Annotated in this window: 26 protein-coding genes; 13 read left to right on the top strand and 13 right to left on the bottom strand. The window is 41.6% G+C overall.

Annotated features, from left to right (window positions below):
- Window positions 1-24: 24 nt before the first annotated feature.
- Window positions 25-1,116: an MBL fold metallo-hydrolase gene (locus H5200_RS07770; RefSeq protein WP_182761260.1), complete on the top strand. Its 1,092-nt coding sequence runs from the start codon at window positions 25-27 to the stop codon at window positions 1,114-1,116.
- On the opposite strand, the gene H5200_RS07765 is transcribed toward H5200_RS07770, so the two are convergent.
- On the bottom strand, window positions 1,111-1,386 hold the full coding sequence (locus H5200_RS07765) for a hypothetical protein (protein WP_182761259.1): 276 nt from the start codon (window positions 1,384-1,386) through the stop codon (window positions 1,111-1,113). The genes H5200_RS07770 and H5200_RS07765 overlap by 6 nt on opposite strands.
- A 194-nt stretch (window positions 1,387-1,580) precedes the next feature.
- Between H5200_RS07765 and H5200_RS07760 the strand changes: the two genes are divergently transcribed.
- Window positions 1,581-2,309, top strand: a complete 729-nt coding sequence (locus H5200_RS07760) for a CBM9 family sugar-binding protein (protein ID WP_182761258.1) — start codon at window positions 1,581-1,583, stop codon at window positions 2,307-2,309.
- A 446-nt stretch (window positions 2,310-2,755) separates the two neighbouring features.
- Here H5200_RS07760 and typA read toward each other — a convergent pair whose 3' ends face one another.
- Complete coding sequence (gene typA / locus H5200_RS07755; protein WP_182740376.1) at window positions 2,756-4,579, bottom strand: translational GTPase TypA; 1,824 nt, start codon at window positions 4,577-4,579, stop codon at window positions 2,756-2,758.
- A gap of 518 nt (window positions 4,580-5,097) precedes the next feature.
- Here typA and glnA point away from each other — a divergent pair.
- The 5 genes from glnA (at window position 5,098) to H5200_RS07730 (ending at window position 10,201) form a co-directional block, all read left to right on the top strand.
- The gene (gene glnA / locus H5200_RS07750) at window positions 5,098-6,504 is read left to right on the top strand and encodes a glutamate--ammonia ligase (RefSeq protein ID WP_182718979.1); all 1,407 of its coding nucleotides are present in this window, start codon (window positions 5,098-5,100) and stop codon (window positions 6,502-6,504) included.
- Between the two features lie 132 nt (window positions 6,505-6,636).
- The gene (locus tag H5200_RS07745; protein ID WP_246175485.1) at window positions 6,637-7,149 is read left to right on the top strand and encodes a DUF4124 domain-containing protein; all 513 of its coding nucleotides are present in this window, start codon (window positions 6,637-6,639) and stop codon (window positions 7,147-7,149) included.
- Between the two features lie 90 nt (window positions 7,150-7,239).
- Window positions 7,240-8,310 carry a nitrogen regulation protein NR(II) gene (gene glnL, locus H5200_RS07740; RefSeq protein WP_145237942.1) on the top strand — a complete coding sequence of 357 codons (1,071 nt, stop codon included), beginning with the start codon at window positions 7,240-7,242 and terminating at the stop codon, window positions 8,308-8,310.
- Window positions 8,311-8,328: 18 nt separating this feature from the next.
- On the top strand, window positions 8,329-9,714 hold the full coding sequence (gene ntrC / locus H5200_RS07735; RefSeq protein WP_145237940.1) for a nitrogen regulation protein NR(I): 1,386 nt from the start codon (window positions 8,329-8,331) through the stop codon (window positions 9,712-9,714).
- A 28-nt stretch (window positions 9,715-9,742) separates the two neighbouring features.
- Window positions 9,743-10,201 (top strand): cyclic nucleotide-binding domain-containing protein, encoded by a 459-nt coding sequence (locus tag H5200_RS07730; protein ID WP_182718978.1) that lies wholly within the window; start codon window positions 9,743-9,745, stop codon window positions 10,199-10,201.
- On the opposite strand, the gene H5200_RS07725 is transcribed toward H5200_RS07730, so the two are convergent.
- A complete protein-coding gene (locus H5200_RS07725) occupies window positions 10,198-10,863 on the bottom strand; it encodes a hypothetical protein (RefSeq protein WP_182740375.1) in 666 nt (221 codons plus the stop codon). The genes H5200_RS07730 and H5200_RS07725 overlap by 4 nt on opposite strands.
- A gap of 56 nt (window positions 10,864-10,919) precedes the next feature.
- On the bottom strand, window positions 10,920-11,207 hold the full coding sequence (locus tag H5200_RS07720) for a hypothetical protein (protein ID WP_182718976.1): 288 nt from the start codon (window positions 11,205-11,207) through the stop codon (window positions 10,920-10,922).
- A gap of 257 nt (window positions 11,208-11,464) precedes the next feature.
- On the opposite strand from H5200_RS07720, the gene H5200_RS07715 reads away from it, so the two are divergent.
- From H5200_RS07715 to H5200_RS07695, 5 genes are all read left to right on the top strand, one after another.
- Window positions 11,465-11,848: an RNA-binding S4 domain-containing protein gene (locus tag H5200_RS07715; protein ID WP_182740374.1), complete on the top strand. Its 384-nt coding sequence runs from the start codon at window positions 11,465-11,467 to the stop codon at window positions 11,846-11,848.
- 83 nt (window positions 11,849-11,931) lie between these two features.
- On the top strand, window positions 11,932-12,351 hold the full coding sequence (locus H5200_RS07710) for a hypothetical protein (protein ID WP_149980456.1): 420 nt from the start codon (window positions 11,932-11,934) through the stop codon (window positions 12,349-12,351).
- 197 nt (window positions 12,352-12,548) lie between these two features.
- Window positions 12,549-15,296 (top strand): aconitate hydratase AcnA, encoded by a 2,748-nt coding sequence (acnA, locus tag H5200_RS07705; protein WP_182761257.1) that lies wholly within the window; start codon window positions 12,549-12,551, stop codon window positions 15,294-15,296.
- Between the two features lie 125 nt (window positions 15,297-15,421).
- The gene (locus H5200_RS07700) at window positions 15,422-15,658 is read left to right on the top strand and encodes a hypothetical protein (protein ID WP_149980454.1); all 237 of its coding nucleotides are present in this window, start codon (window positions 15,422-15,424) and stop codon (window positions 15,656-15,658) included.
- Entirely contained in the window at window positions 15,642-16,514 is an 873-nt protein-coding gene (locus tag H5200_RS07695) for an ABC transporter substrate-binding protein (protein ID WP_182718974.1), read from the top strand. The genes H5200_RS07700 and H5200_RS07695 overlap by 17 nt, the downstream gene beginning before the upstream one ends.
- Here H5200_RS07695 and H5200_RS07690 read toward each other — a convergent pair.
- The 5 genes from H5200_RS07690 to H5200_RS07670 all read right to left on the bottom strand — a co-directional run bounded on the left by H5200_RS07690 (window position 16,511) and on the right by H5200_RS07670 (window position 22,280).
- A complete protein-coding gene (locus tag H5200_RS07690) occupies window positions 16,511-17,041 on the bottom strand; it encodes a DUF4124 domain-containing protein (RefSeq protein ID WP_182740372.1) in 531 nt (176 codons plus the stop codon). The genes H5200_RS07695 and H5200_RS07690 overlap by 4 nt on opposite strands.
- Window positions 17,042-17,086: 45 nt before the next feature.
- Window positions 17,087-17,824, bottom strand: coding sequence for a transporter substrate-binding domain-containing protein (locus H5200_RS07685; RefSeq protein ID WP_182718972.1), 738 nt, complete (start codon window positions 17,822-17,824; stop codon window positions 17,087-17,089).
- Between the two features lie 104 nt (window positions 17,825-17,928).
- On the bottom strand, window positions 17,929-18,669 hold the full coding sequence (locus H5200_RS07680; RefSeq protein WP_182740371.1) for a phosphoadenylyl-sulfate reductase: 741 nt from the start codon (window positions 18,667-18,669) through the stop codon (window positions 17,929-17,931).
- A 42-nt stretch (window positions 18,670-18,711) separates the two neighbouring features.
- Window positions 18,712-20,409: an assimilatory sulfite reductase (NADPH) hemoprotein subunit gene (gene cysI, locus H5200_RS07675; protein WP_149980449.1), complete on the bottom strand. Its 1,698-nt coding sequence runs from the start codon at window positions 20,407-20,409 to the stop codon at window positions 18,712-18,714.
- Between the two features lie 62 nt (window positions 20,410-20,471).
- A complete protein-coding gene (locus H5200_RS07670; protein ID WP_182761256.1) occupies window positions 20,472-22,280 on the bottom strand; it encodes an assimilatory sulfite reductase (NADPH) flavoprotein subunit in 1,809 nt (602 codons plus the stop codon).
- Between the two features lie 407 nt (window positions 22,281-22,687).
- Here H5200_RS07670 and H5200_RS07665 point away from each other — a divergent pair, with 407 nt between their 5' ends.
- On the top strand, window positions 22,688-24,319 hold the full coding sequence (locus H5200_RS07665) for an endonuclease (RefSeq protein ID WP_182761255.1): 1,632 nt from the start codon (window positions 22,688-22,690) through the stop codon (window positions 24,317-24,319).
- A gap of 752 nt (window positions 24,320-25,071) precedes the next feature.
- Here the strand turns inward: H5200_RS07665 and rpsQ are convergent.
- The 4 genes from rpsQ to rpsC are packed head-to-tail and all read right to left on the bottom strand — an operon-like array spanning window position 25,072 to window position 26,647.
- Window positions 25,072-25,329, bottom strand: coding sequence for a 30S ribosomal protein S17 (gene rpsQ / locus H5200_RS07660; protein ID WP_016709053.1), 258 nt, complete (start codon window positions 25,327-25,329; stop codon window positions 25,072-25,074).
- A complete protein-coding gene (gene rpmC / locus H5200_RS07655; protein WP_054552371.1) occupies window positions 25,329-25,520 on the bottom strand; it encodes a 50S ribosomal protein L29 in 192 nt (63 codons plus the stop codon). The genes rpsQ and rpmC overlap by 1 nt, the downstream gene beginning before the upstream one ends.
- Entirely contained in the window at window positions 25,520-25,933 is a 414-nt protein-coding gene (rplP, locus tag H5200_RS07650; RefSeq protein ID WP_002957890.1) for a 50S ribosomal protein L16, read from the bottom strand. Before rplP ends, rpmC begins: the two co-directional genes overlap by 1 nt.
- Before the next feature lie 12 nt (window positions 25,934-25,945).
- Complete coding sequence (gene rpsC, locus H5200_RS07645) at window positions 25,946-26,647, bottom strand: 30S ribosomal protein S3 (protein WP_054206128.1); 702 nt, start codon at window positions 26,645-26,647, stop codon at window positions 25,946-25,948.
- Window positions 26,648-26,657 lie beyond the last annotated feature (10 nt).

Below are 26,657 nucleotides of genomic sequence, written 5' to 3'. Positions count from 1 at the left end.
TTAGAATTATAAAAAAATTAAACAATGAAAATACGTGCAGTTAGTTTAATTATCGCATCAAGTTTATTAGCTGCGTGTAGCACTGCCAATCATGTGCAAAGAATTGCAGACGCTGATACTGTTGTGCCACTTCATCAAGAGGGTGAGCAGGCTGGGCGCTACCACAACCTCTATCCAGGGAAAAAAACCTATCCGATTAGCTGCGAAAGTGATTGTTACCCAAGTAATGCTAACTTGATATGTGAAACTCCGGGTGAAAACTGCCTCTATCAAGGCGCGCAACTAGCACCACAACTAAATACCGGCTACACAGTTCGCTGGCTCGGTCACGCCGGGTTTATGATCAACACTCCTAACGGCCAGCAAGTTGTATTTGACCCAGTAAAAGAGCAATTTGACTCCCCTGTTGATTTAGCTTTTCGGCTTGCATCTGGGTTTTATCGTAAACCTGGGGACTGGCTTAGCGAAAGCGAACTTAACAATCTAGACGCAGTAATTTATTCTCATATTCATTACGATCACTTCAATAAAGCAGACATTGAAAGCATCGGTAATAAACCTCGCTACTTAACACCACTTGGTATGGCAGATAACTTTCCTACCGGTGGTTTTAATATTAGCGAAATGGCGTGGTACGCAAACACTAATATTGATGATTTAACCATTCATGCGCTACCTGCACATCATTTTAGCGCCCGCGTGCTGGTACCTTTTATTTATGAAGATCGCGATAAAGATTTATGGAATGGCTGGTTACTTGATCAAAATGGCAGCACTTTATTTTTTGCAGGCGATACTGGCTACTCCCAACATTTTAAGGATATCCAACAAAAATACGGTGATATTGATATCTGTTTAATGCCGGTTGCCTCTTATTACCACGAAGAGAATGGCAACTGGTATCGTTATGTACATACTACTCCTGAGGATGCCTTAACAGCTGCACAGCAGCTTAATTGTAAAGTTATGATACCTTGGGGCTATGGCAACTCAAGTTGGAAGATGGGCGATCACAGCAGCCATTCTGCATTGCTGCGCTTATTGCATATGTATGATGAGATGAAGTCACAAATCCCGCTGTATATTTTAAATGAAGGGCAAAGTGTCGCACTATAAAACGATACTTGGGTACTGATACGATTGCTCTTCCGCCTTACATTGATCATCACCGAGAGAGCGATTTATTGGCCCAAGTAACATACTAAAAAAACCATTAATTATATTCGCTGTTTGATGTGTATTTGAACTATCAAGCGAGTGGTTCTGCACTTGCCGTTGCTGACTTTGCGCACTACCAACAACAAAGTCACAACCCGAGCTCATTACTTGCGACGAAGTACAGCCAGATAACAACATAGCCACAATCAACAACAATACGTTAGCCACAATTATTCCTTTTATATTAATTCTAGTAGTGCCATTACTTTACCTGTTAATTACACTCAACAATGTAAAAAACTGTATTCACTTACGGTCCATTACTACCGCTAATTTTATACCTGAACATTCTGTCTGTTGTTTTCAATTTTTGTTTCAGTCACTATTGAGCCATAAACAAAATAAGAAACTTTGAGAATTAGATGAAAACAGTCGCGCTTACCTTAAGCCTATTAATGAGCAACGCCGCTATGGCTATCGATGTAGAGCATACAGCAACACCAATTACTATTGACGGTGTATCTGAAAGCGCATGGGACCAAGCAAAATGGCAGCCTATGCCTTTTCTTATGGATGGCACCTTGCCTGACTCAGATAAAGACTTTATAGGCCGCTACAAGTTACTTTGGGATGAAAACTACCTGTATTTACAAGCCGATATTGTGGATGATGTACTAATTGATACCCATCCAGATCCTACCGATAAGTACTGGGACGATGATGCCTTAGAAGTGTTTATTGATAGCGACGCATCTGGCGGTAACCATCAGTTCAATCATACTGCGTTTGCCTATCACATTGGTCTTGATAACCAAGCTGCCGATTTCGGAGCTGATAAAAAACCCCATTTATACACAGATCATTTAATCAGCCACTGGCAACGAAACAGTACCGCCCCATATAACATCACATGGGAAGTAGCCATTAAGCTCTACCCGAATGATTTCCAAGAAGGCGCGCCAAACACCCCGCTTAAGTTAACGGCAAAACAAGTAATCGGCTTTATGCTCGCCTACTGCGATAACGACGGCAGTAAAATTCGTGAGCACTTTATGGGTTCGCATGAAGTACAACCCGTAAATGGCAGCCGCAACCTAGGCTATATCGACGCCAGCGTATTTGGAAAGATTACGTTATTACCGAAAAAGTGATAGGAGTTGGCGAGTCAACTAGAGTAAAGTTATCAAGTTAAGCAAGGTTGGGTTGAGCGCAGCGAAACCCAACGAAAAAATACCCCGCTAACAAAAACAGGGGCTTTGCATTATCAGCTACTTTAAAAGCCCTTCCTCTTTTACTGCTCATTTTCTTCTCCTTGTGCAAAAAATCTTTAAGTCAGTTATTCACAAAGAGGATAAGAGGCGCTGCACTTTTAGAGGAAAGAGGTTATGTTGCATGGTTTATAAAATCTAGCGGTTTTTACCTAATAGCTATACAAACACCAATCTAGCCAACTACGCTGTTCTAATCTGACAGCTGACCGCTTATAGCTTACAGCTCTTCCCCTCACAAACTTTACTCTCGCTAACTAATAACCACAAAAAAGCCGCTGTATTTTGTAATACAGCGGCTTTTAAAATCATTGTTCTAAATTAATAGATTATGATTTAGGCGCACGACCCGCACGTTTACGCTCATTTTCAGTTAAATGACGTTTACGAATACGGATGTTTAATGGCGTTACTTCTACTAACTCATCATCAGCAATGAACTCAAGCGCTTGCTCAAGTGAATAGTTAAGTGCTGGTGTTAATGTTTGTGCTTCATCTGTACCAGATGCACGAACGTTAGTAAGTTGCTTACCTTTAAGCGCGTTAACTGTAAGGTCGTTATCACGGCTATGAATACCGATAACCATACCTTCGTAAACTTCAATACCGTGACCGATGAATAAACGGCCGCGCTCTTGTAAGTTAAACAATGCGTTAGTTAGTGCTTTACCTGTTGCATTTGCAATCATTACGCCGTTCTTACGAACACCTAGCTCGCCACCTTTGTGCGGACCGTAGTGATCGAAAGTATGGTACATAAGGCCTGAACCTGATGTAAGCGTCATGAAATCAGTTTGGAAACCGATTAAGCCACGGCTTGGGATCATAAAGTCCATACGCATACGACCTTTACCATCTGGTGCCATGTCAGTAAGCTCGCCTTTACGAAGACCGATTTGCTCCATGATAGAACCTTGGTGCTCTTCTTGACAGTCAATCGTTACTGTTTCATACGGTTCTTCAAGAACGCCATCAACAGTACGTAAGATTACTTCAGGACGAGAAACCGCTAGCTCGTAACCTTCACGACGCATGTTCTCGATTAAGATACCTAAGTGTAATTCACCACGGCCAGAAACACGGAAGCTATCTGGGTTTGCAGTATCTTCAACACGAAGTGCTACGTTGTGTACTAATTCTTTGTCTAAACGTTCACGAATATTACGTGATGTTACAAACTTACCTTCTTTACCACAGAAAGGAGAGTTATTAACAGAGAACGTCATTGTTACTGTTGGCTCATCAACACTTAGTGGTGGTAATGCTTCAACATTAGTAGGACAACAAACAGTGTCTGAAATCTTAAGTTCGCCGATACCAGTAACAGTTACGATGTTACCAGCATAACCACGTTCAGTTTCGATACGCTCAAGACCTAGGTAGCTTTGTACAGAACCGATTTTACCGTTACGTTTAGTGCCATCAGCACTGATGATAGTAACTTGTTGGTTTACTGCAACAGAACCACGCTTGATACGGCCAACACCGATTACACCAACATATGAGTTGTAATCAAGTTGCGAAATCTGCATTTGGAAGTCACCTTCAGGATCTGCATCCGGTGGTGATACTTCGTCAACGATCATCTTGAACATAGGTTCCATGTTCTCTGATGGCTCGTCTAAATCTAATGTTGCCCAGCCGTTGATTGCTGATGCATAGATAACTTTAAAGTCTAACTGTTCGTCAGTTGCGCCTAGGTTGTCGAATAAATCAAAGATTTGATCCATAACCCAATCAGGACGTGCACCTGGCTTATCAATTTTATTGATAACAACGATTGGCTTTAAGCCTTGCGCGAATGCTTTTTGCGTAACGAAACGCGTTTGTGGCATTGGACCTTCTTGAGCATCAACAAGTAGTAATACTGAGTCAGCCATCGAAAGTACGCGTTCAACTTCACCGCCAAAGTCGGCGTGTCCAGGGGTGTCTACGATATTGATATGGTAGTCATTCCATGAAATGGCTGTGTTTTTAGCCAAAATGGTAATACCACGTTCTTTCTCAATGTCGTTTGAGTCCATCACGCGCTCTTCGTTACCGCCGCGTGTTTCTAATGTACCTGATTGCTCAAGTAGTTTGTCAACCAATGTTGTTTTACCGTGGTCAACGTGCGCGATAATCGCTATATTTCTTAACTTTTCGATGCTCATATTTTTACTCAGAGAAATTAATTCTCAATGATCCTGCAAGATCTACGCACTCACCTGCGTTTTCACGAGATGTCCCAGCATAGGATTTAAAAGGGCGCATATTATCCCTCATTAATGACATGGATGAAAGTTTATCCAATATATATTTCACAACTTTCTTCATACTTCTAATAAGTATCTGTTTTATATATGACATTTTAATTAATTTAATTTTTCAATTTGTCACTATTTTGCTCATTCCTAGCTATTATTGTCATAATTTGGCAGTATTTGGTGAGTAAGTTAGCTTTATGTTGGTGTTTATAATCTATACAATTTAGCGCAAAGAGAAGTGACCACACTGACGCACCAAAATGATCACAAGCCGATCCAATATGGTGCAAAACATATAACAGCTGGATGTAGAACTTATTTTTTAACCTTAAAAAACAATGCACTATAAAAATGGCATAAAAGCCGCTTACTATAAAAGCAAAAGCAATTATGCAGCAAAATAAAACCCAACAGTTGGAGGACACATGTCACAATCGGTTTTAGATTTTATTAAAGAAAATGACGTTAAGTTCGTTGATTTACGCTTTACTGATACCAAAGGTAAAGAGCAACATGTTTCTATTCCTCATCACCAAGTAGATGAAGATTTCTTTGAAGACGGCAAAATGTTTGACGGTTCTTCAATTGCTGGTTGGAAAGGCATTAACGAATCAGACATGGTATTACTACCTGTTGCTGAGTCTGCTAAATTAGACCCTTTCACAGAAGAAGCTACTTTAATTTTACGTTGTGATGTTGTTGAACCTGGCACATTACAAGGTTATGAGCGTGATCCTCGTTCAGTTGCTAAGCGCGCTGAAGAGTACATGCGTTCTACTGGTATTGCTGATACCGTGCTATTTGGTCCTGAGCCAGAGTTCTTCGTATTTGATGACATCAAATACAAAACTGATATGTCAGGTTCAATGTACAAGATTGATTCTAAGCAAGCAGCTTGGAACTCAGATAAAAGCTACGAAGGCGGCAACACTGGCCATCGTCCAGGCGTGAAAGGTGGTTATTTCCCTGTTGCTCCAGTTGATGATTTCCAAGATTGGCGTTCAGCGACGTGTTTAGTTCTTGAAGAGCTAGGTCAAGTCGTAGAAGCGCATCACCACGAAGTGGCTACAGCTGGTCAAAACGAAATCGCAACTCGCTTTAACACTATGGTATTAAAAGCGGATGAAATCCAAGAAATGAAATATGTTATCCATAACATGGCTCATTTATATGGCAAAACAGCTACCTTCATGCCTAAGCCAATAGTTGGTGACAATGGTTCTGGTATGCACTGTCACCAGTCTTTAGCTAAAGACGGTGTTAACTTATTCGCAGGCGACAAGTACGGCGGTCTTTCTGAAGAAGCGCTTTACTACATCGGTGGTATTATCAAGCATGCTAAAGCAATCAATGCTTTTGCAAATGCGTCTACTAACTCGTACAAACGTTTAGTACCAGGGTTTGAAGCGCCAGTAATGCTTGCATATTCTGCACGTAACCGTTCTGCATCAATCCGTATCCCAGTGGTTCCATCAGAAAAAGGTCGTCGTATCGAAGTACGCTTCCCAGATCCAACAGCTAACCCATACCTTGCTTTCGCTGCAATGCTTATGGCTGGCCTTGATGGTATCAAAAACAAGATCCACCCTGGCGATGCAATGGATAAAGATTTATACGACTTACCAGCAGAAGAAGCAGCAGAAATCCCAACAGTTGCAACTTCACTACAAGAAGCGCTTGCGTCTCTAGATGCTGACCGTGAGTTCTTAAATCAAGGTGGTGTATTCACTAACGATTTAATCGATGCTTACATTGCGCTTAAGTCTAAAGAAGTTGAAAAGCTTAACATGACGACTCACCCTGTTGAGTTCGAAATGTACTACAGCTGTTAATTAGGCTGTAGAAAAATTATCTTATAGATAATATATGTGTGTTCTCAAGGCCCGTTCTGCGGGCTTTTTTTATGGCTAATTTTCCCATTCTCCACTAAAGTTTAATTAGTGCAAAAAATGCAAGGTGACAAGGTGAAAAAGACGCTTTTATTACTAGTAACTCTGATTTTAATCAGCTTTTATGGCTATTCTGGCGATAAGAAAATTTATTCTTGGAAAGATAAAAATGGCGTATCAGTATTTTCAGATACTCCTAAACCAGGTGCGCAAGAAATCAAGCTCACCAATCAAAGTTTGTCGATGCCGACTGTTGATACAAGCATTTTAGATGAACAGCAACCAGCGGCTGTGAAAAGCTATAAAGCGGTTATTTCTTCCCCTGCCGATCAAGGCACTGTTCGTGAAAATACCGGTTCAGTGTATGTAACTAGCCGTATAACACCACGCTTTGAGAATGGTTTTAAAATTCAACTACTAGTTGATGGCGCACCGTACGCAGAACCTAGCAATATCAGTACTTTTGCCCTGCGCGAGGTAAACCGTGGCGAACACACATTGCAACTGAAGCTATTTGACCCACAAGGCTCTGTTGTCTCTGTTAGTCCAGTGAGCACATTTTATATGCATAGAGCATCGTCTTTATAAAAACCATGTATTTCTATCAAAGACCATAATTTACTTAAAATATTTGTGCTAAGCTGCTAATAATCATCAACGCACTAAAATGGTGCAACCATGCCCGATAATAAAAATTTTAACCCTGAGTTACTAACTAGCATTTGGCAAAACCTGTCAACGGCAGTGATCTTACTTGATCAACAATTCACCCTTATTTACGCTAATAATAGCGCCAGTGAACTGTTAGGATTAGGCCCTAAACGTATCCTCAATCAACCGTTTGACAGTCTTTTTAATTACCATTCCATTGACCTTAAACGCATTGCACAATACTCTTTGGTAGATGGTGTAGATTGCCACCAGCACAGAGCTGACGTGGTTTTTGTTGATTCTCGTCATGCCAAACTGGCAATTAGTTCGCGTCGCGTGAAGTTACAAAATGAGTATTTTATTTTATTCGAGTGTCGCCAAACTGATGATGAAATTCGCCACGATCAAGCTTCTAATCAAATGCATCAATATCAAGCAGCACGTAACCTAATTAGAGGGCTTGCTCATGAAATCAAAAATCCTTTAGGCGGAATTCGCGGAGCGGCGCAATTATTGCAGTATGAGGTTGATCAGCAAGAACGGGATGAATGTGCAGAATTAATTATTGAACAAGCCGATCGCTTACGAGAGCTTGTTGACAGGCTACTGGGCCCGAATCAATTACCACAAAAGTCATACGGTAATATTCATCAAACCTTAGAGTCTGTAATTAAACTAAGTACATTAGATAATTGCGCCAATATTAGCTTGGAGAAAGATTACGACCCAAGTATACCTGATGTCTATATTGACCAAGGTAAAATTCAGCAAGTAGTACTTAACATCGTTCGAAATGCACAACAAGCGTTAGTCGGTGGTGGCGTGATAAAAATTAAAACACGTATTAATCACCAGCAACGTCGCCCCGGAAAAGCCCCTAAAAAGGCACTGCTGATCCAAATTTCAGATGACGGACCAGGTATCGATTCCAGCATCAAAGAGACATTATTTTACCCGATGATCACCAACAAAGAAGGTGGTTCTGGCTTAGGTCTCTCGATTGCACAAACCTTGATCGATCAACACAACGGCTATATAGAATGCGATAGCTGGCCAGGTCATACAGAGTTTAATATATATCTGCCTTTTGCGGATTAATCGGTTTTTGGAGTTTGCATGAAAACAGTTTGGCTGGTTGATGATGATGCATCTATTCGCTTTGTACTTGAAAAAGCACTAACTCGCGCAGGATTTAATGCTGAAAGTTTTTCTAATGCACAAGACGTGCTGTCAGCATTAAAGTTTAGCCAACCTACGGTACTGGTGTCTGATGTACGTATGCCAGGTATGGATGGTATGGCATTATTAGAACTGATCGCTGAACAAAACCCAGGCTTGCCAGTGATCATCATGACTGCGCATTCAGATTTAGATTCAGCGGTAAATGCGTTTCAAAAAGGTGCTTTTGAATACCTAGCCAAACCATTTGATTTAAATGAAGCCGTTGCGTTAGTAGAAAGCGCGTGTCGCGCTAACTCAACTAAAAAAGTAAAACGTAAACCCGCACCACCTAAAAGTGCCCATATCATTGGCGAAGCGCCAGCCATGCAGGAAGTATTTCGGGCAATAGGTAAGCTGTCAGCATCAAGTATGAGCGTACTTATCAATGGTGAATCTGGCACCGGTAAAGAATTAGTAGCCAGTGCTTTACATAACCACAGCCCACGCAAAGAAAACCAGTTTATTGCCTTAAACATGGCAGCTATTCCAAAAGAGTTGGTTGAATCAGAGCTATTTGGCCATGAAAAAGGCGCTTTTACTGGTGCTGATAGCGTACGTAAAGGTCGCTTTGAGCAAGCCAATGGCGGTACGCTATTCTTAGATGAGATTGGTGATATGCCGCTGGATGTACAAACCCGTTTGCTGCGTGTTTTAGCTGATGGTGAGTTTTATCGTGTTGGTGGCCATCAAAGTATTAAAGTTGATGTCCGGATCATTGCCGCGACTCACCAAAACCTTGAAGACTTAGTAAAACAAGGCAAATTCAGAGACGATTTATTTCATCGCTTAAATGTTGTGCGCCTGCGCCTACCTGCACTGCGTGAACGTACCGAAGACATTGAACGCTTAGCACAGCATTTTTTACATAAAAGCGCCAAAGACTTACAAGTCGAAAGCAAAATTCTCAGCTCAAAAGCCACCGACTTACTACGCTTGTTCAACTGGCCTGGCAATGTTCGTCAACTAGAGAACACCTGCCGCTGGCTTACTGTTATGGCTCCCGGCGAGCTTGTGAGTGAGCAAGACTTACCTCCAGAGATCTTAGCAATTGACGAGACTCAACAAGAGGGTGATTGGCTTGATGCCTTTCAACAATGGCTTAACCTAGAGCTTAAGCAAGGCAAAGAAAACATCTGGCCTAATGTACAAGCGCAATTAGAAACCCGCCTAATTAAAACCGCATTGGCAAACTGTGCAGGACATAAACAAGAAGCCGCAGTAAAAATAGGCTGGGGCCGCAATACATTGACCCGTAAATTAAAAGAGCGCAATATCAACTAACTTCCCTGCTCAAACGAAGGAAAATAAGTTGAAGTTAATCGAGCATATTCCATTAATAAAGCAGATGGAGATACTTAATAGGCTGAGTTTTTTTAGAGAGTTCAGCCTCAATGAGCGCCAAGTATTACTGGAGTCATTCAGTCACTTATACTTAATCAATAAAGATCGCTTTGTGTTTAAACAGTTTGATAACGACAAACAACTGTATATCGTGCTCAGCGGCGCTATTGTGGTATTTAAACATAGTCATTTGATGGATTTAGGCACCATTGAACCCGGCGAATTTATTGGTGAAGGTGCGTTTATAAATAACCGCGAGCACAGCACCAGTGCTCGTGCTAAAAGCGATACCATAGTACTGGCGATTACCAGCGAAGCACTAATACGTTTACCAAATGTGATCCGCGAAAAAATTAAAGACCGCATTATCGAAGGGATGAGTGGACGTATTGCTAAATTAAGCGATTACCTCGAGTCACGCGGCTAATCCATATACACAACCTGTAGCGAACAGTTTAACCATTGCGGTCCTGCAATGTGTGCGTTATAGCGAAATGTATCTGAGGGTTTTTCACCAAAAGGCGTTGCAACCAAAGGGGTTGAATGCGTGTATGACTGCGCAGTATCTCTATAATTGATGACTAAATAATTTTCATAACGCTGCCAAACTAACTGAGCGCGGGCACCGTTTAGTAAAGTAAATTCAACCAAGTTATCAAAAAATCTGACTTTAAGGTTATTGTAGCGGTCTTCAACGCAACCAGTAGTATGCAGCTGTTGCGGCATCTCAAAACCTTGCTCTATTTGCTCACCACGTAAGTAAAAGCCAATATTGCCATCGCTATAGTGATGATTTGCCACCGACACATAATTAAGCTGCGGCTGATAACCCATTGCTTGCATAATATTTGCAAGCTGCTCTGTTTCAGCAGTAAGTATTTTATCTTCTGAGGTTAATAATGTCGCAGCGCTAAACTCTTTGGGTACTGCCAGTTCAGTAAATTGAAAAGGCAAGGTCTGCTGTTGTAGTTGCTCTGTCAGTTGTTGTTTTTGCAAAGCAGTTAACCCCTCCGTATAAACATACACTGTAGGGTGCTGACAGGCTGTTAAAAGCAACAACAGTATGCCAATTAAAATGCCATATTTCATAGTCACCTCAAATAGATTACATCTGTAGTCTATTCGGGGTGACTATTTATAGCAAGTTAATTTACCTGGCTTTTGAGCCAAGCATCCACACTTTTACGGGTATATAGAATATCCTTGAACAAGCGGTGACGTTGAAACTCAAGTAGTTTTTCTTTACTATTTTCACCACAACTTAATTGGCTGTGATTGTCGTTAAAACGTGAAATTAAAGAAAAACCACGATCTGACCTATCAGGCGCTTTTTTTACAATCTTGCTAAGTTCAGACCTTACATCATCAGCGGTCATAAACCCTGAACCCTCCAAGCCCATTAACTCTTTTTTCATGGCTGATCTAACACCCATTTTAAATCTCCAGTACTGCGGCATTTGTAATAAAATGACCAACTAAATATCGAATACGACACGAATAGCAAATTACAGGCCAGCTACTGACGCGGATACTACGCTTGAATTACTACCGTTTTTTTAAAGACGGTAGAAAATTCAAAAAAGTTTCAGATTAATTCTATTTAATGCCCTGTATACTTTTGGCAGCTTGATGCAAAAGTCGCGCACAGCCTTTATACTACAGGCTGTGCCCTACCTTAATGAGATCAAACATGAACGACGAATATATTGAAATTGAATTAGAAGAAGAGCCAATTGAGCTATGCAAACTCTTAAAAGTTCTTGATTTAGTCGAAGGTGGCGGCCAAGCCAAAAACCTTATCACTGAAGGCTATGTTGGCGTTAACCATGAAATTTGTACAATCAAGCGGAAAAAATTATACAGTGGCGACATTCTTGAATTTGATGGTGAGCAATTTCAACTGACATTAAGCGAAAGTGCTATTCCAGCAGAACGCGCTGTTACATCAACGCAACCTGAACCACAACAAAGTGCAGAGCCTGCTACTAACGCGCCTGCTAAAGCTAAGCGTAAACGTACCAAAAAACCAAAAGTGGATGAAAAAACAGGCCGTCGCCCTATTTCATTCGGCTAATCCAATTTAGACTACGTGCAACTTGTAAAAGTAGCCGTAGTCGCCTTTAATAACTTTTTAAATAATAGTTTAAAAGGTAATGTATGACTCCTCCGCACTGGTTAAAATCTGTCGCTTGGGCAGCCCTTATTTGGAACTTGCTAGGGGTAATTGCATTCATTATGCAAATGCTCATGACTCCAGACATGATAAGTAAACTCCCTATAGAACAACAAGCTGCATATTCAAACACACCAATTTGGTCAACTATTGCATTCGCTACCGCGGTTTTTGGTGGGGTATTAGGCTGTATTTTATTATTACTTAAAAAAGCCCTTGCTCGAGTGCTTTTTGCGCTCTCACTCGCTGGGATTTTTATCCAGCAATTTTATAATTTCATTGTTATTAATAGTATTGAATTACTCGGTGCCAGCGCGGTGTTTATGCCAATATTCGTAGTCGTAATTGCAATTATCCTGCTACTGCTAAGCCACAAAGGCAAACAGCAAGGTTGGCTACTGTAAAACACGCTATTGAGTTGCTATTGTTTTACTGCTGACGCTTGAAATATAAATTTTCAGCATCATATATACCCTATTACTTGTATAAAAATCGTGCAAAGACACACTGGTATGTACTTTGCATTTTAATTATTCAAAGAGAGGTTACATTTACCACTTAAGTACCATTTAAGGATATTCATCTAACTTAGGGGCACATAATGAACAATAGTTTTGACACCCAAAAACAACTCACTATCAACGGTGAGCAGTTTCATATCCATTCACTGCAAGGTTTAGGCGATAAAGCCAAGCGACTGCCGTTCTCGCTCAAGATCCTACTCGAAAACTTACTGCGCAATGAAGACGGCGTAAATATTAAAAAACAAGATATTGAAGCGTTGCTAAACTGGGATTCACAAGCCAAGCCCAGTGCTGAGGTAGCATTTACACCCGCCCGCGTGGTGATGCAAGATTTTACTGGCGTACCAGCAATCGTCGATTTGGCCGCAATGCGTGATGCTATGGAAAGACTTGGCGGCGATCCTGCGAAAATAAACCCATTATCCCCTGCGGAATTAGTTATCGACCACTCAGTACAAGTAGACGGTTATGGTGAAGATGGCTCATTTGATTTAAATGCCAAGCTTGAGTACGAACGCAATAAAGAACGTTATGAGTTTTTACGCTGGGGTCAAACAGCCTTTGATAACTTAAAAGTTGTGCCACCAGCAACGGGGATTGTTCACCAAGTGAATTTAGAATACCTTGCTCGCGTTGTCTTTAATGAAGAGCGCAATGGGCAAAGATTTGCTTACCCTGACACCTTAGTCGGTACTGATTCACATACCACTATGATCAACGGCTTAGGCGTACTTGGTTGGGGTGTAGGCGGCATTGAAGCAGAAGCTGCAATGCTAGGCCAGCCAATTAGCTTACTGATCCCGCAAGTGGTGGGTATGAAGCTCAACGGCCGTTTACCGGAAGGCACCACAGCGACCGATTTAGTGCTGACCGTTACTGAAATATTGCGTAAGCATGGCGTTGTCGGTAAATTTGTAGAATTTTATGGCGATGGCCTTGCTGATTTACCACTGGCCGACCGCGCAACCATAGCCAACATGGCACCGGAATACGGCGCTACCTGTGGTATTTTCCCTATTGATGATGAAACAATTAATTATCTTCGTTTAACCAACCGTGATGAAACACAGCTAAAACTGATAGAAGACTACGCAAAACACCAAGGCCTATGGCGTAACGATGGCGATGAAGCAAATTACACCGACAAGCTCGAATTAAATCTAAACGATGTAGTGCCAAGCCTTGCCGGTCCGAAACGCCCACAAGACAGAATTGCCCTTGATCAAGCTGGCGAAGTTATTGCCAATCATTTAAAAACCTTTCAAGATGAACGTCTTGCTAAACGCGACAATAGTGATGAACAGCAATCACGTATCGAAAGTGAAGGCCCTGTCACTAATCCTGATGAGCCAACCAACGAAGCGCAATTTATGGGCGCAGCAAAGGTTAACTTTAAAGGCCAAGAATTTGAGTTAAAAGATGGCGCTTGTGTAATTGCTGCCATTACTAGCTGTACCAACACTTCAAACCCAAGCGTTATTTTAGCTGCGGGTTTAGTCGCGCAAAAAGCTCGCCAATTAGGAATTAACGTAAAACCTTGGGTAAAAACATCACTGGCACCTGGCTCGCAAGTGGTCACTGACTACTTAGAAAAAGCAGGCTTGATGGACGATTTAGATGCCCTTGGCTTTAATTTAGTGGGTTATGGCTGCACTACCTGTATTGGTAACTCAGGTCCGCTTGCCGATGAGATCAGTGAGGCAATTCAACAGCACAAATTAGTAGTAAGCTCTATTTTATCGGGTAACCGTAACTTTGAAGGACGTATTCACCAAGATGTGAAAATGAACTTTTTAGCCTCACCACCTTTAGTTGTCGCCTATGCGATTGCAGGTCGTACAGATATCGATGTTTATAACGAACCACTTGCGCAAGATGCTAATGGTAACGATATTTACCTGAAAAACATTTGGCCTAGTGTCAGCGAAGTGAATGAACTGGTGAAAAAAACCGTCACTAAAGAAATGTTCGCTACCAGTTACGGTAATGTTTATAAGGGTGATGATCGCTGGCAACAAATCAAAATTCCTGATGGTAAACTTTATGACTGGGATGATGCCTCAACGTATATTAAAAAAGCGCCGTTTTTTGATGGCATGACGACAGAACCACCAGGCATCCCTACTATTACGGGTGCTCGCTGTTTAGCAAAACTTGGCGATTCCGTCACTACTGATCATATATCCCCTGCTGGTGCAATTAAAGCAAGCGCGCCTGCTGGCGAATACTTACAAGAAAATGGCGTAGATAAATCGCAATTTAACTCATACGGTTCTCGCCGTGGTAATCATGAAGTAATGATGCGCGGTACATTTGCCAATGTACGCTTAAAAAACTTGCTTGCACCAGGCACCGAAGGCGGTGTAACGCGCACTCAACCTGATGATGAGCTTGCCAGTATTTACGATGCTGCAATGGCGTATCAACAGCAAGGCGTGCCACTCGTTGTGCTTGCCGGTGCTGAGTATGGTACGGGTTCATCACGAGACTGGGCAGCGAAAGGTTCGCTATTATTAGGTATTAAAGCGGTCATTGCGCAAAGTTATGAACGTATTCATCGCTCGAACCTAATTGGCATGGGCGTGCTACCACTGCAATTTAAAGCAGGTGAGAGCCATGAATCACTGGGGTTAACAGGTCAAGAGCAGTTCGATATCGAAGGTCTCTACGATAAAACCAAGGAAGTTAGTGTCGTTGCCACCAATAGCGAAGGCAAAAAACTAAGCTTTAGTGCCGATGTCCGTATTGATACCCCCAAAGAGTGGGATTACTACAAACATGGCGGCATTTTACAGTATGTATTGCGTAATATGTTAACTAGCTAATTAATCTATAATATTAGGGCTTTGCAAAATTAATTTGCTTAGCCCTTAATTTTTTGATGTAAAACAAGTCAGCTTACTCATTATTAACTACACTTAATTCATCTTATCATTAACGCCTGCATACTATGACCGAGCAAAAGATCATCAAAGTACTAAAAGTATTTATTGTCCTTGGCATATGCCTTATTGTGACTGGACATTATTTATTAGTGTCTGATCTGTTTGGTGAACAAAATAGTATTCATGGCATTATTATCAGCGCCGCTTTTATTGCTATTGGGGTGCTATTTTCTCTGCCTACAAAAATTTACCTCACTATTGTTTTAATGAACATAGAGGCTGTACATGACCAACATGTATAGCAGCAAGGTCTTGCAATTAATCAAACCATTTAACACCTCTAAAACTTTATTAATAGCGGCACTTTTAGTGCTTTGCTTACCCACTCAATTACGTGCAAATGAAAAACTGATTATTGCATCCGGTAATTTTGCACCTTATTTCATGCAAGATAACGTAACCGGTAATGGTTACTTCGATCAGCTTGTGGTTCAAGTGTTACGGATACAAGGCTATCAAAACCCGCAGTTGGTGCCGTTAAATAATGATGCTATTCAACGCTACTTCAACAATAAAGTCGCTGATATCGCGATCAACTATACGGCACAACCAGCTGCACACGCCTTTACTTCTCGTTATCGTGTGCGATTTATGAACCGCGTGACCATGCTCCGTTCTGCATGGACCGAGAAAGTAACTACGCTGAACGATTTGAAAAATTTAAGAGTCGGTAGTTTTATAGGGGCGAGCGATATCTTTGGTGCTGAGTATAAAAACATGGCGACACAGGTATTCACTCACTATAGTGAAGTAGGAAATCAACAAGCCCTAAATAAACAGTTACTTACCAATAAGATCGATGTCCGTATCGGTGATTATTTAATGCTCTACTGGCATACATCAACAAACACCCAACTTGACCCTACAAGTTTTATATATCGCGATATTTTAAACTATCAAGGCTCTTACATTGTTTTTCAAGATAAGTCTGTCAGAGATAATTTTGATGAAGGCCTGACAAGGTTAGTTGCTTCAGGAGAACTAATGATAGCTACTGAGCGTTGGTTAAAAGCTTATAACCTGCCAATCATTAAGCAACAATTTTTTGTAACACAGCCCGAAAAAACACAGCAAAACAACGCTATTGAAGCAAATTAATGCGTCTCATCTAACGATTTAGTGCGATGCTCTAACTGTTCTTTCACTTGCTCTGCATCTTCAAACAGCTTTTTCATCACCACGGGATCATAAACACTGCTTGAGTTTGGCATTAAAGACATATTAGTTGTTTTTGAGGTACCTTTTAAAATAGACGTATCTTCTGCGGCAGTTACCGTAATATCACGCGGATCTAGAATTACTTTTTCACTTGTACCGTTAGGATTAGGCTGATCGGAGTAATGCCATTGCCCTTGCTGATCTTGCCATTTATAAATAACGGTCGTTGCTACTGAGCTTTCATCGGTAATTGATTCAACAACTTTTTGACTAGTCTCACTGACCAATTTGGCAGCTATAGCAAAGGTGTCACTTGATAACTCAACCATTTGCTCTGTTAGCTGATTTGATTTACTACTAATACCATCACTGGTTAACCACGTTTGGCCATCGGGTCGTTGCAAGTAAAATAATGCCGCGACACTGATCAGCAATACCATAATCGCTAGGTACGCAAAATACTTCATCTTCAATCCTTTGAGTTAAATTTTTTTCTTTCTATTTTCTTACTATCATTGATAGCGAGCTATGATTTTAGCTAGGTCACCATTATCTTTCAAGCTTTGTAAAAAATCATTAAATTCTTTTGCCCGCTTCTTGCCACGCTCAGTATGTGCAAATTGTAGCTGCAAAGGCGCCTCACCGACATTAAAAGCACTTACACCAAGAGCTGAGAATTTAGGGTATTTATTGACGTACCAATCAAAAACCGCGCGCGACATAATAGTAAAACGTCTACTAATGTGGTTATCATTATAAAGACTCTGTAATACATCTAGATCCGAATAAAAGTTCTCACGATGTAGGATTTGATCACGCACCAATGGCTCATATTCAGGATATACATAACCAAAGCGCCCTAGCAGTACACCATTATGCAGCACTTTTTCATCTTGAAAATCACTGGGGTTTGCACCATGGGTCACCACCATGACATCTTCAACCATCACAATTTCTTGACTCCAATAATACTTATGGGCTGTCAAGAGCCAACTTTCAGATTCCATACGCGCATCAACCTCACCATTACAAACCATTTTCTCCGAGCGCATTTCAGGGACATATGTATACTCAATAGTAAGGGAGTGCTGCTCAGCAAACTGGGTTATTAACTCATTCAACAGTCCTTTTTTAGCGCCTCCAATAATGTGATATGGGGGATAATTCTCATCAGGTAACGCAACACGAAAGGTGTCAGCAAAAGAGTGGTTTGGAAAAAATAAAAACAAGATAGCAAAGTATCTATTCATCAATGATGCACACAAAGCTAATGGCTACTTACTTTATACTGTAGTCAAAAAAATAAAGCACAGCTAGTAGGCTGCGCTTTAGGAATTTAATGATAACCGTAAGATTAGATCCCATCACCATCAATGTGTAGGCCACATTCGCGGTTTAGACCAAAAAAACGGGTCTCTTCTTCGGTCATACCTGGCTCTAGTTTACGCGTAGTATGCACATCGCCCATTGACACATAACCTTGCTCCCATAATGGGTGGTATGGTAAGTCATGTTTAGTCAGGTACTGATAAACATCGCGATTTGACCATTCAATGATTGGATAAACCTTTACCGTGCCACGGCTAATTTCAACAACTTGCTTGTCAGCACGTGTCGATGATTGGTCACGACGCAAGCCGCTAAACCAAGTACCTGCATTTATATCTTTTAATGCGCGAGTCATTGGCTCAACTTTATTAAGCTGGTTATATTGTTTAATACCCGCTTCGCCTAGCTCCCATAACTTACCAAACTTGGCTTCTTGCCAAGCTGGGCTTAACTGCGACTTATACACTTTCAAATTTAGTGATAAGCGTTCGGTCATTTGCTCAATAAACTGATAAGTCTCTGGAAATAAATAACCTGTATCAGTTAGCACCACTGGAATATCGGCTTTTTGTGACGTTACTAAATGCAACATTACCGCGGCTTGAATACCAAAGCTTGATGATAAAAACTGCGTATCTGGCAAGTTTTCCAGTGCCCATGCTACACGCTGTTCAGCGCTCATATCTTTTAATATGCCGTTAGCATCAGCAAGCAGTGTTACTTGGCTTTCTTTATCAAGCTGTAAAATGTTTTTAAATTCACTCATAGTAAATTCCAAACCTTAGCAAGCGCGAACGCTTGCTTTAAATTATGCGTAGAAATCGGTGACTGAGACTTTAACTTCAGCAACAATGCCTTTGCGGATCACAAAATCACCAAAACATTCGCCGTCGTTACGCTCACTTGCCCATTGACCTATTAATTTATCAAAGGCCTCTAAATACACGTCTTCACCGACATTCTCTAAATACAACTTAGGAATACGAGTACCTTCAAGATTGCCACCTAAGTAAACGTTATATTTGCCAGGTCCTTTACCCACCAACCCTGCTTCAGCCAACATTGCGCGGCCACAGCCATTCGGGCAACCAACAACACGCATGATAATACTATCATCAGGAATACCGTGTTTAGCAAGCAGCGCTTCAGTTTTTTCAATTAAGCTTGGTAAATAACGCTCGGCTTCCGCCATCGCTAAAGGGCAAGTCGGCAGTGAAACACAGGCCATTGAGTTTTTTCGCTGCTCTGAATCTTTGTCATCAATCAAACCGTGTTCACGCGCTATTTTTTCAATTATTGCTTTTTGATCAGCAGGCACACCGGCAATGATCAAGTTTTGATTTGCCGTCATACGAAAATCACCTTGGTGAATTTCAGCAATTTTACGACAACCTGTTTTCAGTGGTTTACCCGGAAAATCTAAAATACGACCACTTTGGATAAATAAGGTTAAGTGATGCTTACCATCAATACCTTCAACCCAACCAATGCGATCGCCACGATGAGTAAACTCATAAGGGCGGCTTGGTGCAAATTTAACCCCTGCACGTTGCTCTACTTCCGCTTTAAATACATCAGTACCTACACGATCTAAGGTGTATTTAGTTTTTGCATTTTTACGGTTTGAGCGATTACCCCAGTCGCGCTGTACAGACACCACATGCTCAGCAATTTTTAGCGTATCTTCGAGTGCGATAAAACCAAAATCATCGGCTTTACGTGGATACGTTGCAGTATCACCGTGGGTCATAGCAAGACCACCACCTACTAGCACGTTAAAACCAACTAATTTACCGTTATCAGCAATCGCGACAAAGTTTAAGTCATTCGCATGCACATCCACTTCGTTGTTCGGTGGAATAGTCACTGTGGTTTTAAACTTACGTGGTAAGTAAGTTGAACCTAAAATTGGCTCTTCTGTGGTTTCGCTTTTTTCGCCGTTTAGCCAAATTTCAGCATACGCTTTAGTTTTTGGTAACAAGTGCTCAGAAATTTTCGCTGCCCACTCATACGCTTCTTGATGCAGCTCAGATTCAACCGGATTAGTAGTGCATAGTACGTTACGGTTTACATCACCCGCTGTTGCGATAGAGTCAATGCCCACGCTATCCAACATTTGGTGCATGCCTTTTATATTTGGCTTTAACACACCATGAAACTGAAACGTTTGGCGAGTTGTTAAACGAATACTACCGTAGCTGGTTTTTTCATCAGCGAACTTATCAATTGCTAACCATTGCTCTGGCTTGATGATACCGCCAGGCATACGTGCACGTAACATGACGTTGTGTAATGGCTCAAGCTTTTGCTTAGCACGCTCACCACGAATATCACGGTCATCTTGCTGATACATACCGTGGAAACGAATTAACTGAAAGTTATCCGCAGTGAAACCACCGGTGATCTCATTTTTTAAGTCTTGTTCAATTGTGCCACGTAAAAAGTTACTTTCTCTTTTCAAGCGCTCGTTATCAGAAAGCTTTACGTTTTTATCTTGTTCGCTCATGTTTAATCCTAAATTTGTTACAGTGACGGCTGTTAGCTTTTAATAAAATAAACAACGTGCGCTTAGTACACGTCTTTCTGATAGCGGTTAGCGCTGCGCAAATCTTTCAAGTATTGATCTGCATCTTCATAGCTCTTACCTGTGTTCTCGCTAATAATATCAACCAACGCATTGTGCACGTCTTTTGCCATTCGATTAGCGTCACCACAAATATATAAATGCGCGCCCGCTTCTAGCCATGCAAATACGTCTTTGCTGTTTTGGCGTAGCTTGTCTTGCACGTAGACCTTCTCTGCTTGGTCACGGCTAAACGCCACATCAACTTTACTTAGTAGCCCTGATTTTAAGTAACCTTGAATTTCTACTTGATATAAGAAATCTTGGGTAAAGTGTGGGTTACCAAAGAATAACCAGTTTTTACCGGATGCTTCGCGGGCATCACGTTCTTGTAAGAAAGCACGGAACGGCGCAATACCAGTACCAGGGCCGACCATGATCACTGGCGTTTCGTCGTTAGCAGGTAAACGGAAGTTATCGTTATGCTCGCTATATACTTTTACTCTACAGCCTTCTTCGGCACGACGTGCTAAATAACCCGAACAACCACCTAAGTGCTCACTACCGAATGCCTCAAATTCAACTAGACCAATGGTTAAATGCACTTCATCTTCAACCTCAGCTTGGCTTGAAGCGATAGAATATAAACGCGCTTGTAGTTTGCGTAGGCAATCAACTAAAGTTTGTGCTTCAAGCTTGGCTGGATTTTGGCGGATCACATCATAGATTTGACGAGGCTCGATGTATTCACGCATTGCCACTTTATCTTCAACCAGCTTTAATAACTCAGGTGTGCCTGTCGCTATCGCGTACTTTTCCACAAAACCTGGGTATGATTGAGTCAGCTCTAACTTTTCAATTAAGGCATCACGAATGCTTAGCTCTTCATCAGCGATTTTAACTTGGCTTGCAGCATCAATTTGCGTCAGTGTCAGTACTTCATCAACCAGTGCTTCATCATTTAAGAAGTACACACCCAGCGAGTCACCCGGTGTGTAAGTAATATCAGACCCTTCCAGTGAAATCTCAACATGGCGCACATCTTTGGTTGAATCTCGACCGGTGATCTTTTGCACTAGGCTAAGCTCTGCTGGAAATGAGTTTTGCTTGGTATATTGGCTGGCAGCTGTTGCTGGTGTACCAAATGACACCACTTGCCCACCTGTTGCGCCTTGCTGTGCTTTTAAATCAGGTTCAAATGCATCAAGTGCTCCGCTGATCCAGCTGGCGGCTTCATCATCGTAATCAACGTCTAAATCAGCACGCTGGTAAATGGTTTCTGCACCGAGCTTATTTAAGCGCTGTTCAAAGTCTTTTGCTGTTTGACAGAAGAACTCATAGCTTGAATCACCTAAACCTATAACCGCAATTTTAACGCCATCAAGCTTAGGTGCTTTTTTGGTTGCTAAAAACTCATGTAATGTTTCGGCATCTTCCGGCGGCTCACCTTCACCGTAAGTAGAAACAACGACAGTTAAGAATTTTTCTTTTTTCAGGGCCGTTGGTTTGTAATCAGCCATGCTAACTAACTTAACAGCTAAACCACGAGACTCCGCTTGCTCTTTGAGCTTAGTCGCTACACCTTTTGAATTACCGGTTTGTGAGCCATATAAAATGGTCAATGCAGCTGCATCTCCAGCACTTGGCGCAGCACCTACAACACCACCTAAGGCCGCCGTATTGGCATTCGCAGCAAGATAGCCACTTACCCAAGCTTGCTGAATTGGATTAAGCTCAGCCACTAAACCTTGCAGCTTTTGTACTTGCTCTTGCGATAGCGGACTTGCCGCGGCATTGAGTTGACCTAACAACATGAATTAATTCCCCGTAACCCTGAAAGTTATCTGCAAAATGATCACTGATTACAGTAATCACTTTGCCTAAAATTTGTGTCGCCTTTAAGGCAAATAACTCAGGCCCTAAAGATTTCTCTGAGTGTGAAGAATAACGGGGTACGCGCCAATAAAAAAAGAATAGAATCTGCTTTGTTATTCCATTTAGTTATTAATTTATAAATTAACCAGTAAAAACAGATTAAAAGGTAAAAATAACTGCTGATGATTTCAGCACCACGCTTAGCCGATCAGAAATATCATACAAAAATTTATTCACTTCATTTTTTTCAAAATGCAAATTAACTTTTTTGCAACAAACCTCGAGTAGGCTATAGTGGATTTGGCCACATTCTGTGCGCCGACTATAAATACAATAAGGAAACACTATGTCACACGGGGCATATAGAAAACTCATACTCAGCAGTGCTATGTTAGCTACAGCACTTCCCTGCATGGCCAGCATTAATAATGGTGACTTTGAAAACTGGTCAAGTAATAGCCCAAACGGCTGGAGTACGATTGACTCAGGCATTACACTATCAGCTTCAAATACCATAGTGAATTCAGGATCTCTTGCTGCAAAAGTAGTGGTTAATACCGCTAGTCAAAGCAATACTGATTTACTGCAAGAAGTTACTGTTGAGGCCGGCAAAAGCTACTTATTCTCAAGCTGGGTTTATCACACCGAAGGCGGCATTAAAGCGCGCTTAATTGCCGACGGCTATCAAGGCTATTCAAATCCAGCGTTATTAAATCAGTGGCAACAAATAAGCTATACATATACAGCAACCAGCAATGCTACGATTACCGTGGGCCTGCGTTTTTACGATGTCAGCGGCTTTGATGGCAGTGAAACTATTTATGTGGATAGTTTTACACCAGGTTCTAGTGATACCACCCCACCGCCACCAGTCGGTTGTGCTGATAACACCGTTAACTTAGCACTGACAACTGATAACTATGGCGAAGAGACTAGCTGGCAAATCACTAACGCCCAAGGCATAGCAGTTGCGTCAGGTGGCAGTTATAGTGGCAACAACAGCTATACAGAGCAAGCTTGCTTAGTTGATGGCGATTACACATTTAGTATTTTTGATAGTTACGGCGACGGTATTTGCTGTTCATTTGGTAATGGTAGCTACGCGCTAACATCTGCCCAAACAACATTGGCTAGCGGCAGTAGTTTTCAAAGCAGTGAAGCAACTCCCTTTATACTTGGTGATAATACCAACCCAGAAACGCCGCCCAGCGAGCCAACTGGCTACTATGTTACAGTACAAGGTTTAACGGGCTATGCACTTAAAACCGCGCTTTATAACATTATTAAAGGTCACAACTCACAAGGTTATTCAGCTATTTGGAGTTTTTACGATCTTGCTTCACGGGATAAGTACTTTGAAAATGACAATTCAATACTCGATCGCTATTCAGAAAATCCCACCGGTCAAGACAGCTATAACTATGCCGCTGTAAGTGATCAATGCGGCACTTACAATAGTGAAGCTGATTGTTATAACCGCGAACATTCATTTCCGAAAAGTTGGTTTGGCGGCACAAATGAGCCTATGAACTCAGACGTACATCATATTTTTGCAACCGATGGTTATGTTAATTCAAAACGTAGCAATTACCCATTTGGCGAAGTAGGCAGCGCCAGTTTCACCTCAAGCAATGGCAGTAAACTTGGCAGCGCAGCAAGCTCGATTAATTACTCAGGCACAGTATTTGAGCCAATCGATGAGTTTAAAGGTGACTTTGCTCGCGCCTACTTCTATATGGCAACCCGCTACGAAAACGTCATTGGTACTTGGCAAAACAACACCACGGCTAGTAATGCCGTGCTTAACGGCTCTAGTAACCAAGTGTTTGAGAATTGGGTAGTGACTATGTTGGTTAATTGGCATAACGACGATCCAGTCAGTCAACTTGAACTAGATAGAAACCAAGCCGCTTATGAGCATCAAGGCAACCGCAATCCATATATCGATCATCCAGAATTTGTTGAGATGATTTGGTAAAGGTCAGCGGTCAGCGGTCAGCGGTCAGCGCAGAAAAACATCAGCCTTTGCACTTGCAAAGGCTTTTTTGCTCTCTAATTTTATAACCCAATTTATGCAGTAAGAATATAATTAATGCTCTTTTGTTTGTCATTGTTGGGCATCTTTTTTGTTGCTCAACCCATGCTAACGCAGCAGTTGCAAATTCACTGTTATTTGCAATTGAGTGATCCACCGCTTCTGCAAGCTTCACAATTTGCAAAATAGATTGTCTATATTCGGTAAGGCCTAGGCTTAGAAGGTAATTTTGAATCGGACACATAGCATTTAATCAGAGTGAAAAAATACAGCATAAAAGCTGGAGCTAGGTTAAGGTCAAGTAGTTTTTTATGAGGGAAATTTATCGACGTGCTTTTTCTATGGTATGAATTTTTATACCTGCATATTCTTATACCAATCGTGTTAAGTTACAGACCATTTATAGCGACAGATAAATACAGTGATAACAAGGCGTAAATTTTGACATGTAGTTGTTCTAATTGAAAAAAATTATAACGCAGTTAGCGCTTTATTTAGCTCGCTAGAATGGTTAAATATTTAAGTCGATTGGTATTACTGTTCTCTTCTTCCCGGCCCTCAATAGACTCAACCCAAGCTCCGGTGGGAAAATTTACTCCGCGCTGACGGCTGAAAGCTTACCACTACAAGCTGCTCCAAACGCAAAAAGCCCCAGCTAATGCCGGGGCTTTTTATAAAACAGACTTAATTAAAAATTAAGCTTGTTTTGGACTAGAAATAACGTCTACTAATGTCCAAGACTTAGTCTTAGAGATTGGAGCGCATTCACGGATAGTAACAACGTCACCCGCTTTTGCTGTGTTATTTTCGTCATGTACGTGTAATTTAGTCGTACGTTTGATGAATTTCCCATAGATTGGGTGCTTCACGTAACGTGCGATAGCGATAGTGAAAGATTTTTCCATCTTGTCGCTGATTACAGTGCCTTGAAGAGTACGAATTTTATCACTCATTATTGACCTGCCTTCTGGTTAATAACTGTTTTTACACGCGCGATATCGCGACGTACTGTTCTTAGCGTGTGAGTTTGAGCTAACTGACCAGTGCTTGCTTGCATGCGCAGGTTAAACTGCTCACGAAGAAGACCTAGAAGTTCAGCATTAAGCTCTTCTACGCTTTTATCTTTTAGTTCGCTTGCTTTCATCACATTACCGTCCGAGTTACGAAAGTTGTTTTGAATGGCAGTTTACGAGCAGCAAGGTCGAATGCTTCACGAGCAAGCTCTTCAGAAACACCTTCCATTTCGTAAAGTACTTTACCAGGCTGAATTTCAGCAACCCAATATTCAACAGAACCTTTACCTTTACCCATACGAACTTCAAGAGGCTTTTCTGTGATCGGTTTGTCAGGGAAGACACGGATCCAGATTTTACCTTGACGTTTCACGTGACGTGTCATGGCACGACGAGCTGCTTCGATTTGACGAGCAGTCATGCGGCCACGGCCAGTAGCTTTCAAACCGAAAGTACCGAAGCTTACTTTGTTACCGTTTTGCGCTAAACCACGGTTGCGGCCTTTGTGCATTTTACGGAATTTTGTACGTTTTGGCTGTAACATTACTCGCTACCTCTACTTAGCACTTTTTTTGGCTTTCTTTGGTGCGCGTTTAGCTGGCTTCTCTTGCTCTTGTACTAGTGGTAAACCACCAATAACTTCGCCTTTGAAGATCCAAACTTTAACACCAATGATACCATAAGTGGTTAAGGCTTCAGAAGTTGCGTAGTCGATATCAGCACGAAGAGTATGTAGAGGTACACGACCTTCACGATACCATTCTGAACGTGCGATTTCTGCGCCGCCAAGACGACCGCTAACTTCAACTTTGATCCCTTTAGAACCGATGCGCATTGCATTTTGTACCGAACGCTTCATAGCGCGACGGAACATAACACGACGCTCTAGTTGAGAGGCAATGCCGTCTGCTACTAGTTGTGCATCTAGTTCTGGTTTACGTACTTCAGAAATATTGATCTGAGCAGGTACACCAGCAATCTTAGTTACCGCTTGACGTAATTTTTCTACGTCTTCGCCTTTTTTACCGATAACAACACCCGGACGAGCCGTGTGAATTGTTACGCGGATTGATTTTGCTGGACGCTCAATAACGATTTTAGACACAGAAGCCGCTTTCAATTCCTTAGTAAGGAATGTACGTACTTTGTGATCGCCAAAAAGCTGTGCAGAGAAATCTTTTGAACTCGCGTACCAGGTAGAAACCCAAGGTTTAGATATACCTAGGCGAATACCAGTAGGATGAACTTTTTGTCCCATTACTTATACT

The sequence above is a fragment of the Pseudoalteromonas sp. SG43-7 genome, assembly GCF_014164295.1.
Classification (GTDB): Bacteria; Pseudomonadota; Gammaproteobacteria; order Enterobacterales; family Alteromonadaceae; genus Pseudoalteromonas; species Pseudoalteromonas rhizosphaerae.
This window is presented reverse-complemented; position numbering and strand designations above follow the sequence as displayed.

Excerpts from the sequence above, each read along its gene's own strand:
- H5200_RS07770 (WP_182761260.1), top strand. The coding sequence starts at position 25 with ATGAAAATACGTGCAGTTAGTTTAATTATCGCATCAAGTTTATTAGCT.
- H5200_RS07760 (WP_182761258.1), top strand. The coding sequence starts at position 1,581 with ATGAAAACAGTCGCGCTTACCTTAAGCCTATTAATGAGCAACGCCGCT.
- typA (WP_182740376.1), bottom strand. The coding sequence starts at position 4,579 with ATGAGCATCGAAAAGTTAAGAAATATAGCGATTATCGCGCACGTTGAC.
- glnA (WP_182718979.1), top strand. The coding sequence starts at position 5,098 with ATGTCACAATCGGTTTTAGATTTTATTAAAGAAAATGACGTTAAGTTC.
- glnL (WP_145237942.1), top strand. The coding sequence starts at position 7,240 with ATGCCCGATAATAAAAATTTTAACCCTGAGTTACTAACTAGCATTTGG.
- ntrC (WP_145237940.1), top strand. The coding sequence starts at position 8,329 with ATGAAAACAGTTTGGCTGGTTGATGATGATGCATCTATTCGCTTTGTA.
- H5200_RS07725 (WP_182740375.1), bottom strand. The coding sequence starts at position 10,863 with ATGAAATATGGCATTTTAATTGGCATACTGTTGTTGCTTTTAACAGCC.
- H5200_RS07720 (WP_182718976.1), bottom strand. The coding sequence starts at position 11,207 with ATGGGTGTTAGATCAGCCATGAAAAAAGAGTTAATGGGCTTGGAGGGT.
- H5200_RS07715 (WP_182740374.1), top strand. The coding sequence starts at position 11,465 with ATGAACGACGAATATATTGAAATTGAATTAGAAGAAGAGCCAATTGAG.
- H5200_RS07710 (WP_149980456.1), top strand. The coding sequence starts at position 11,932 with ATGACTCCTCCGCACTGGTTAAAATCTGTCGCTTGGGCAGCCCTTATT.
- acnA (WP_182761257.1), top strand. The coding sequence starts at position 12,549 with ATGAACAATAGTTTTGACACCCAAAAACAACTCACTATCAACGGTGAG.
- H5200_RS07700 (WP_149980454.1), top strand. The coding sequence starts at position 15,422 with ATGACCGAGCAAAAGATCATCAAAGTACTAAAAGTATTTATTGTCCTT.
- H5200_RS07695 (WP_182718974.1), top strand. The coding sequence starts at position 15,642 with ATGACCAACATGTATAGCAGCAAGGTCTTGCAATTAATCAAACCATTT.
- H5200_RS07690 (WP_182740372.1), bottom strand. The coding sequence starts at position 17,041 with ATGAAGTATTTTGCGTACCTAGCGATTATGGTATTGCTGATCAGTGTC.
- H5200_RS07685 (WP_182718972.1), bottom strand. The coding sequence starts at position 17,824 with ATGAATAGATACTTTGCTATCTTGTTTTTATTTTTTCCAAACCACTCT.
- H5200_RS07680 (WP_182740371.1), bottom strand. The coding sequence starts at position 18,669 with ATGAGTGAATTTAAAAACATTTTACAGCTTGATAAAGAAAGCCAAGTA.
- cysI (WP_149980449.1), bottom strand. The coding sequence starts at position 20,409 with ATGAGCGAACAAGATAAAAACGTAAAGCTTTCTGATAACGAGCGCTTG.
- H5200_RS07670 (WP_182761256.1), bottom strand. The coding sequence starts at position 22,280 with ATGTTGTTAGGTCAACTCAATGCCGCGGCAAGTCCGCTATCGCAAGAG.
- H5200_RS07665 (WP_182761255.1), top strand. The coding sequence starts at position 22,688 with ATGTCACACGGGGCATATAGAAAACTCATACTCAGCAGTGCTATGTTA.
- rpsQ (WP_016709053.1), bottom strand. The coding sequence starts at position 25,329 with ATGAGTGATAAAATTCGTACTCTTCAAGGCACTGTAATCAGCGACAAG.
- rpmC (WP_054552371.1), bottom strand. The coding sequence starts at position 25,520 with ATGAAAGCAAGCGAACTAAAAGATAAAAGCGTAGAAGAGCTTAATGCT.
- rplP (WP_002957890.1), bottom strand. The coding sequence starts at position 25,933 with ATGTTACAGCCAAAACGTACAAAATTCCGTAAAATGCACAAAGGCCGC.
- rpsC (WP_054206128.1), bottom strand. The coding sequence starts at position 26,647 with ATGGGACAAAAAGTTCATCCTACTGGTATTCGCCTAGGTATATCTAAA.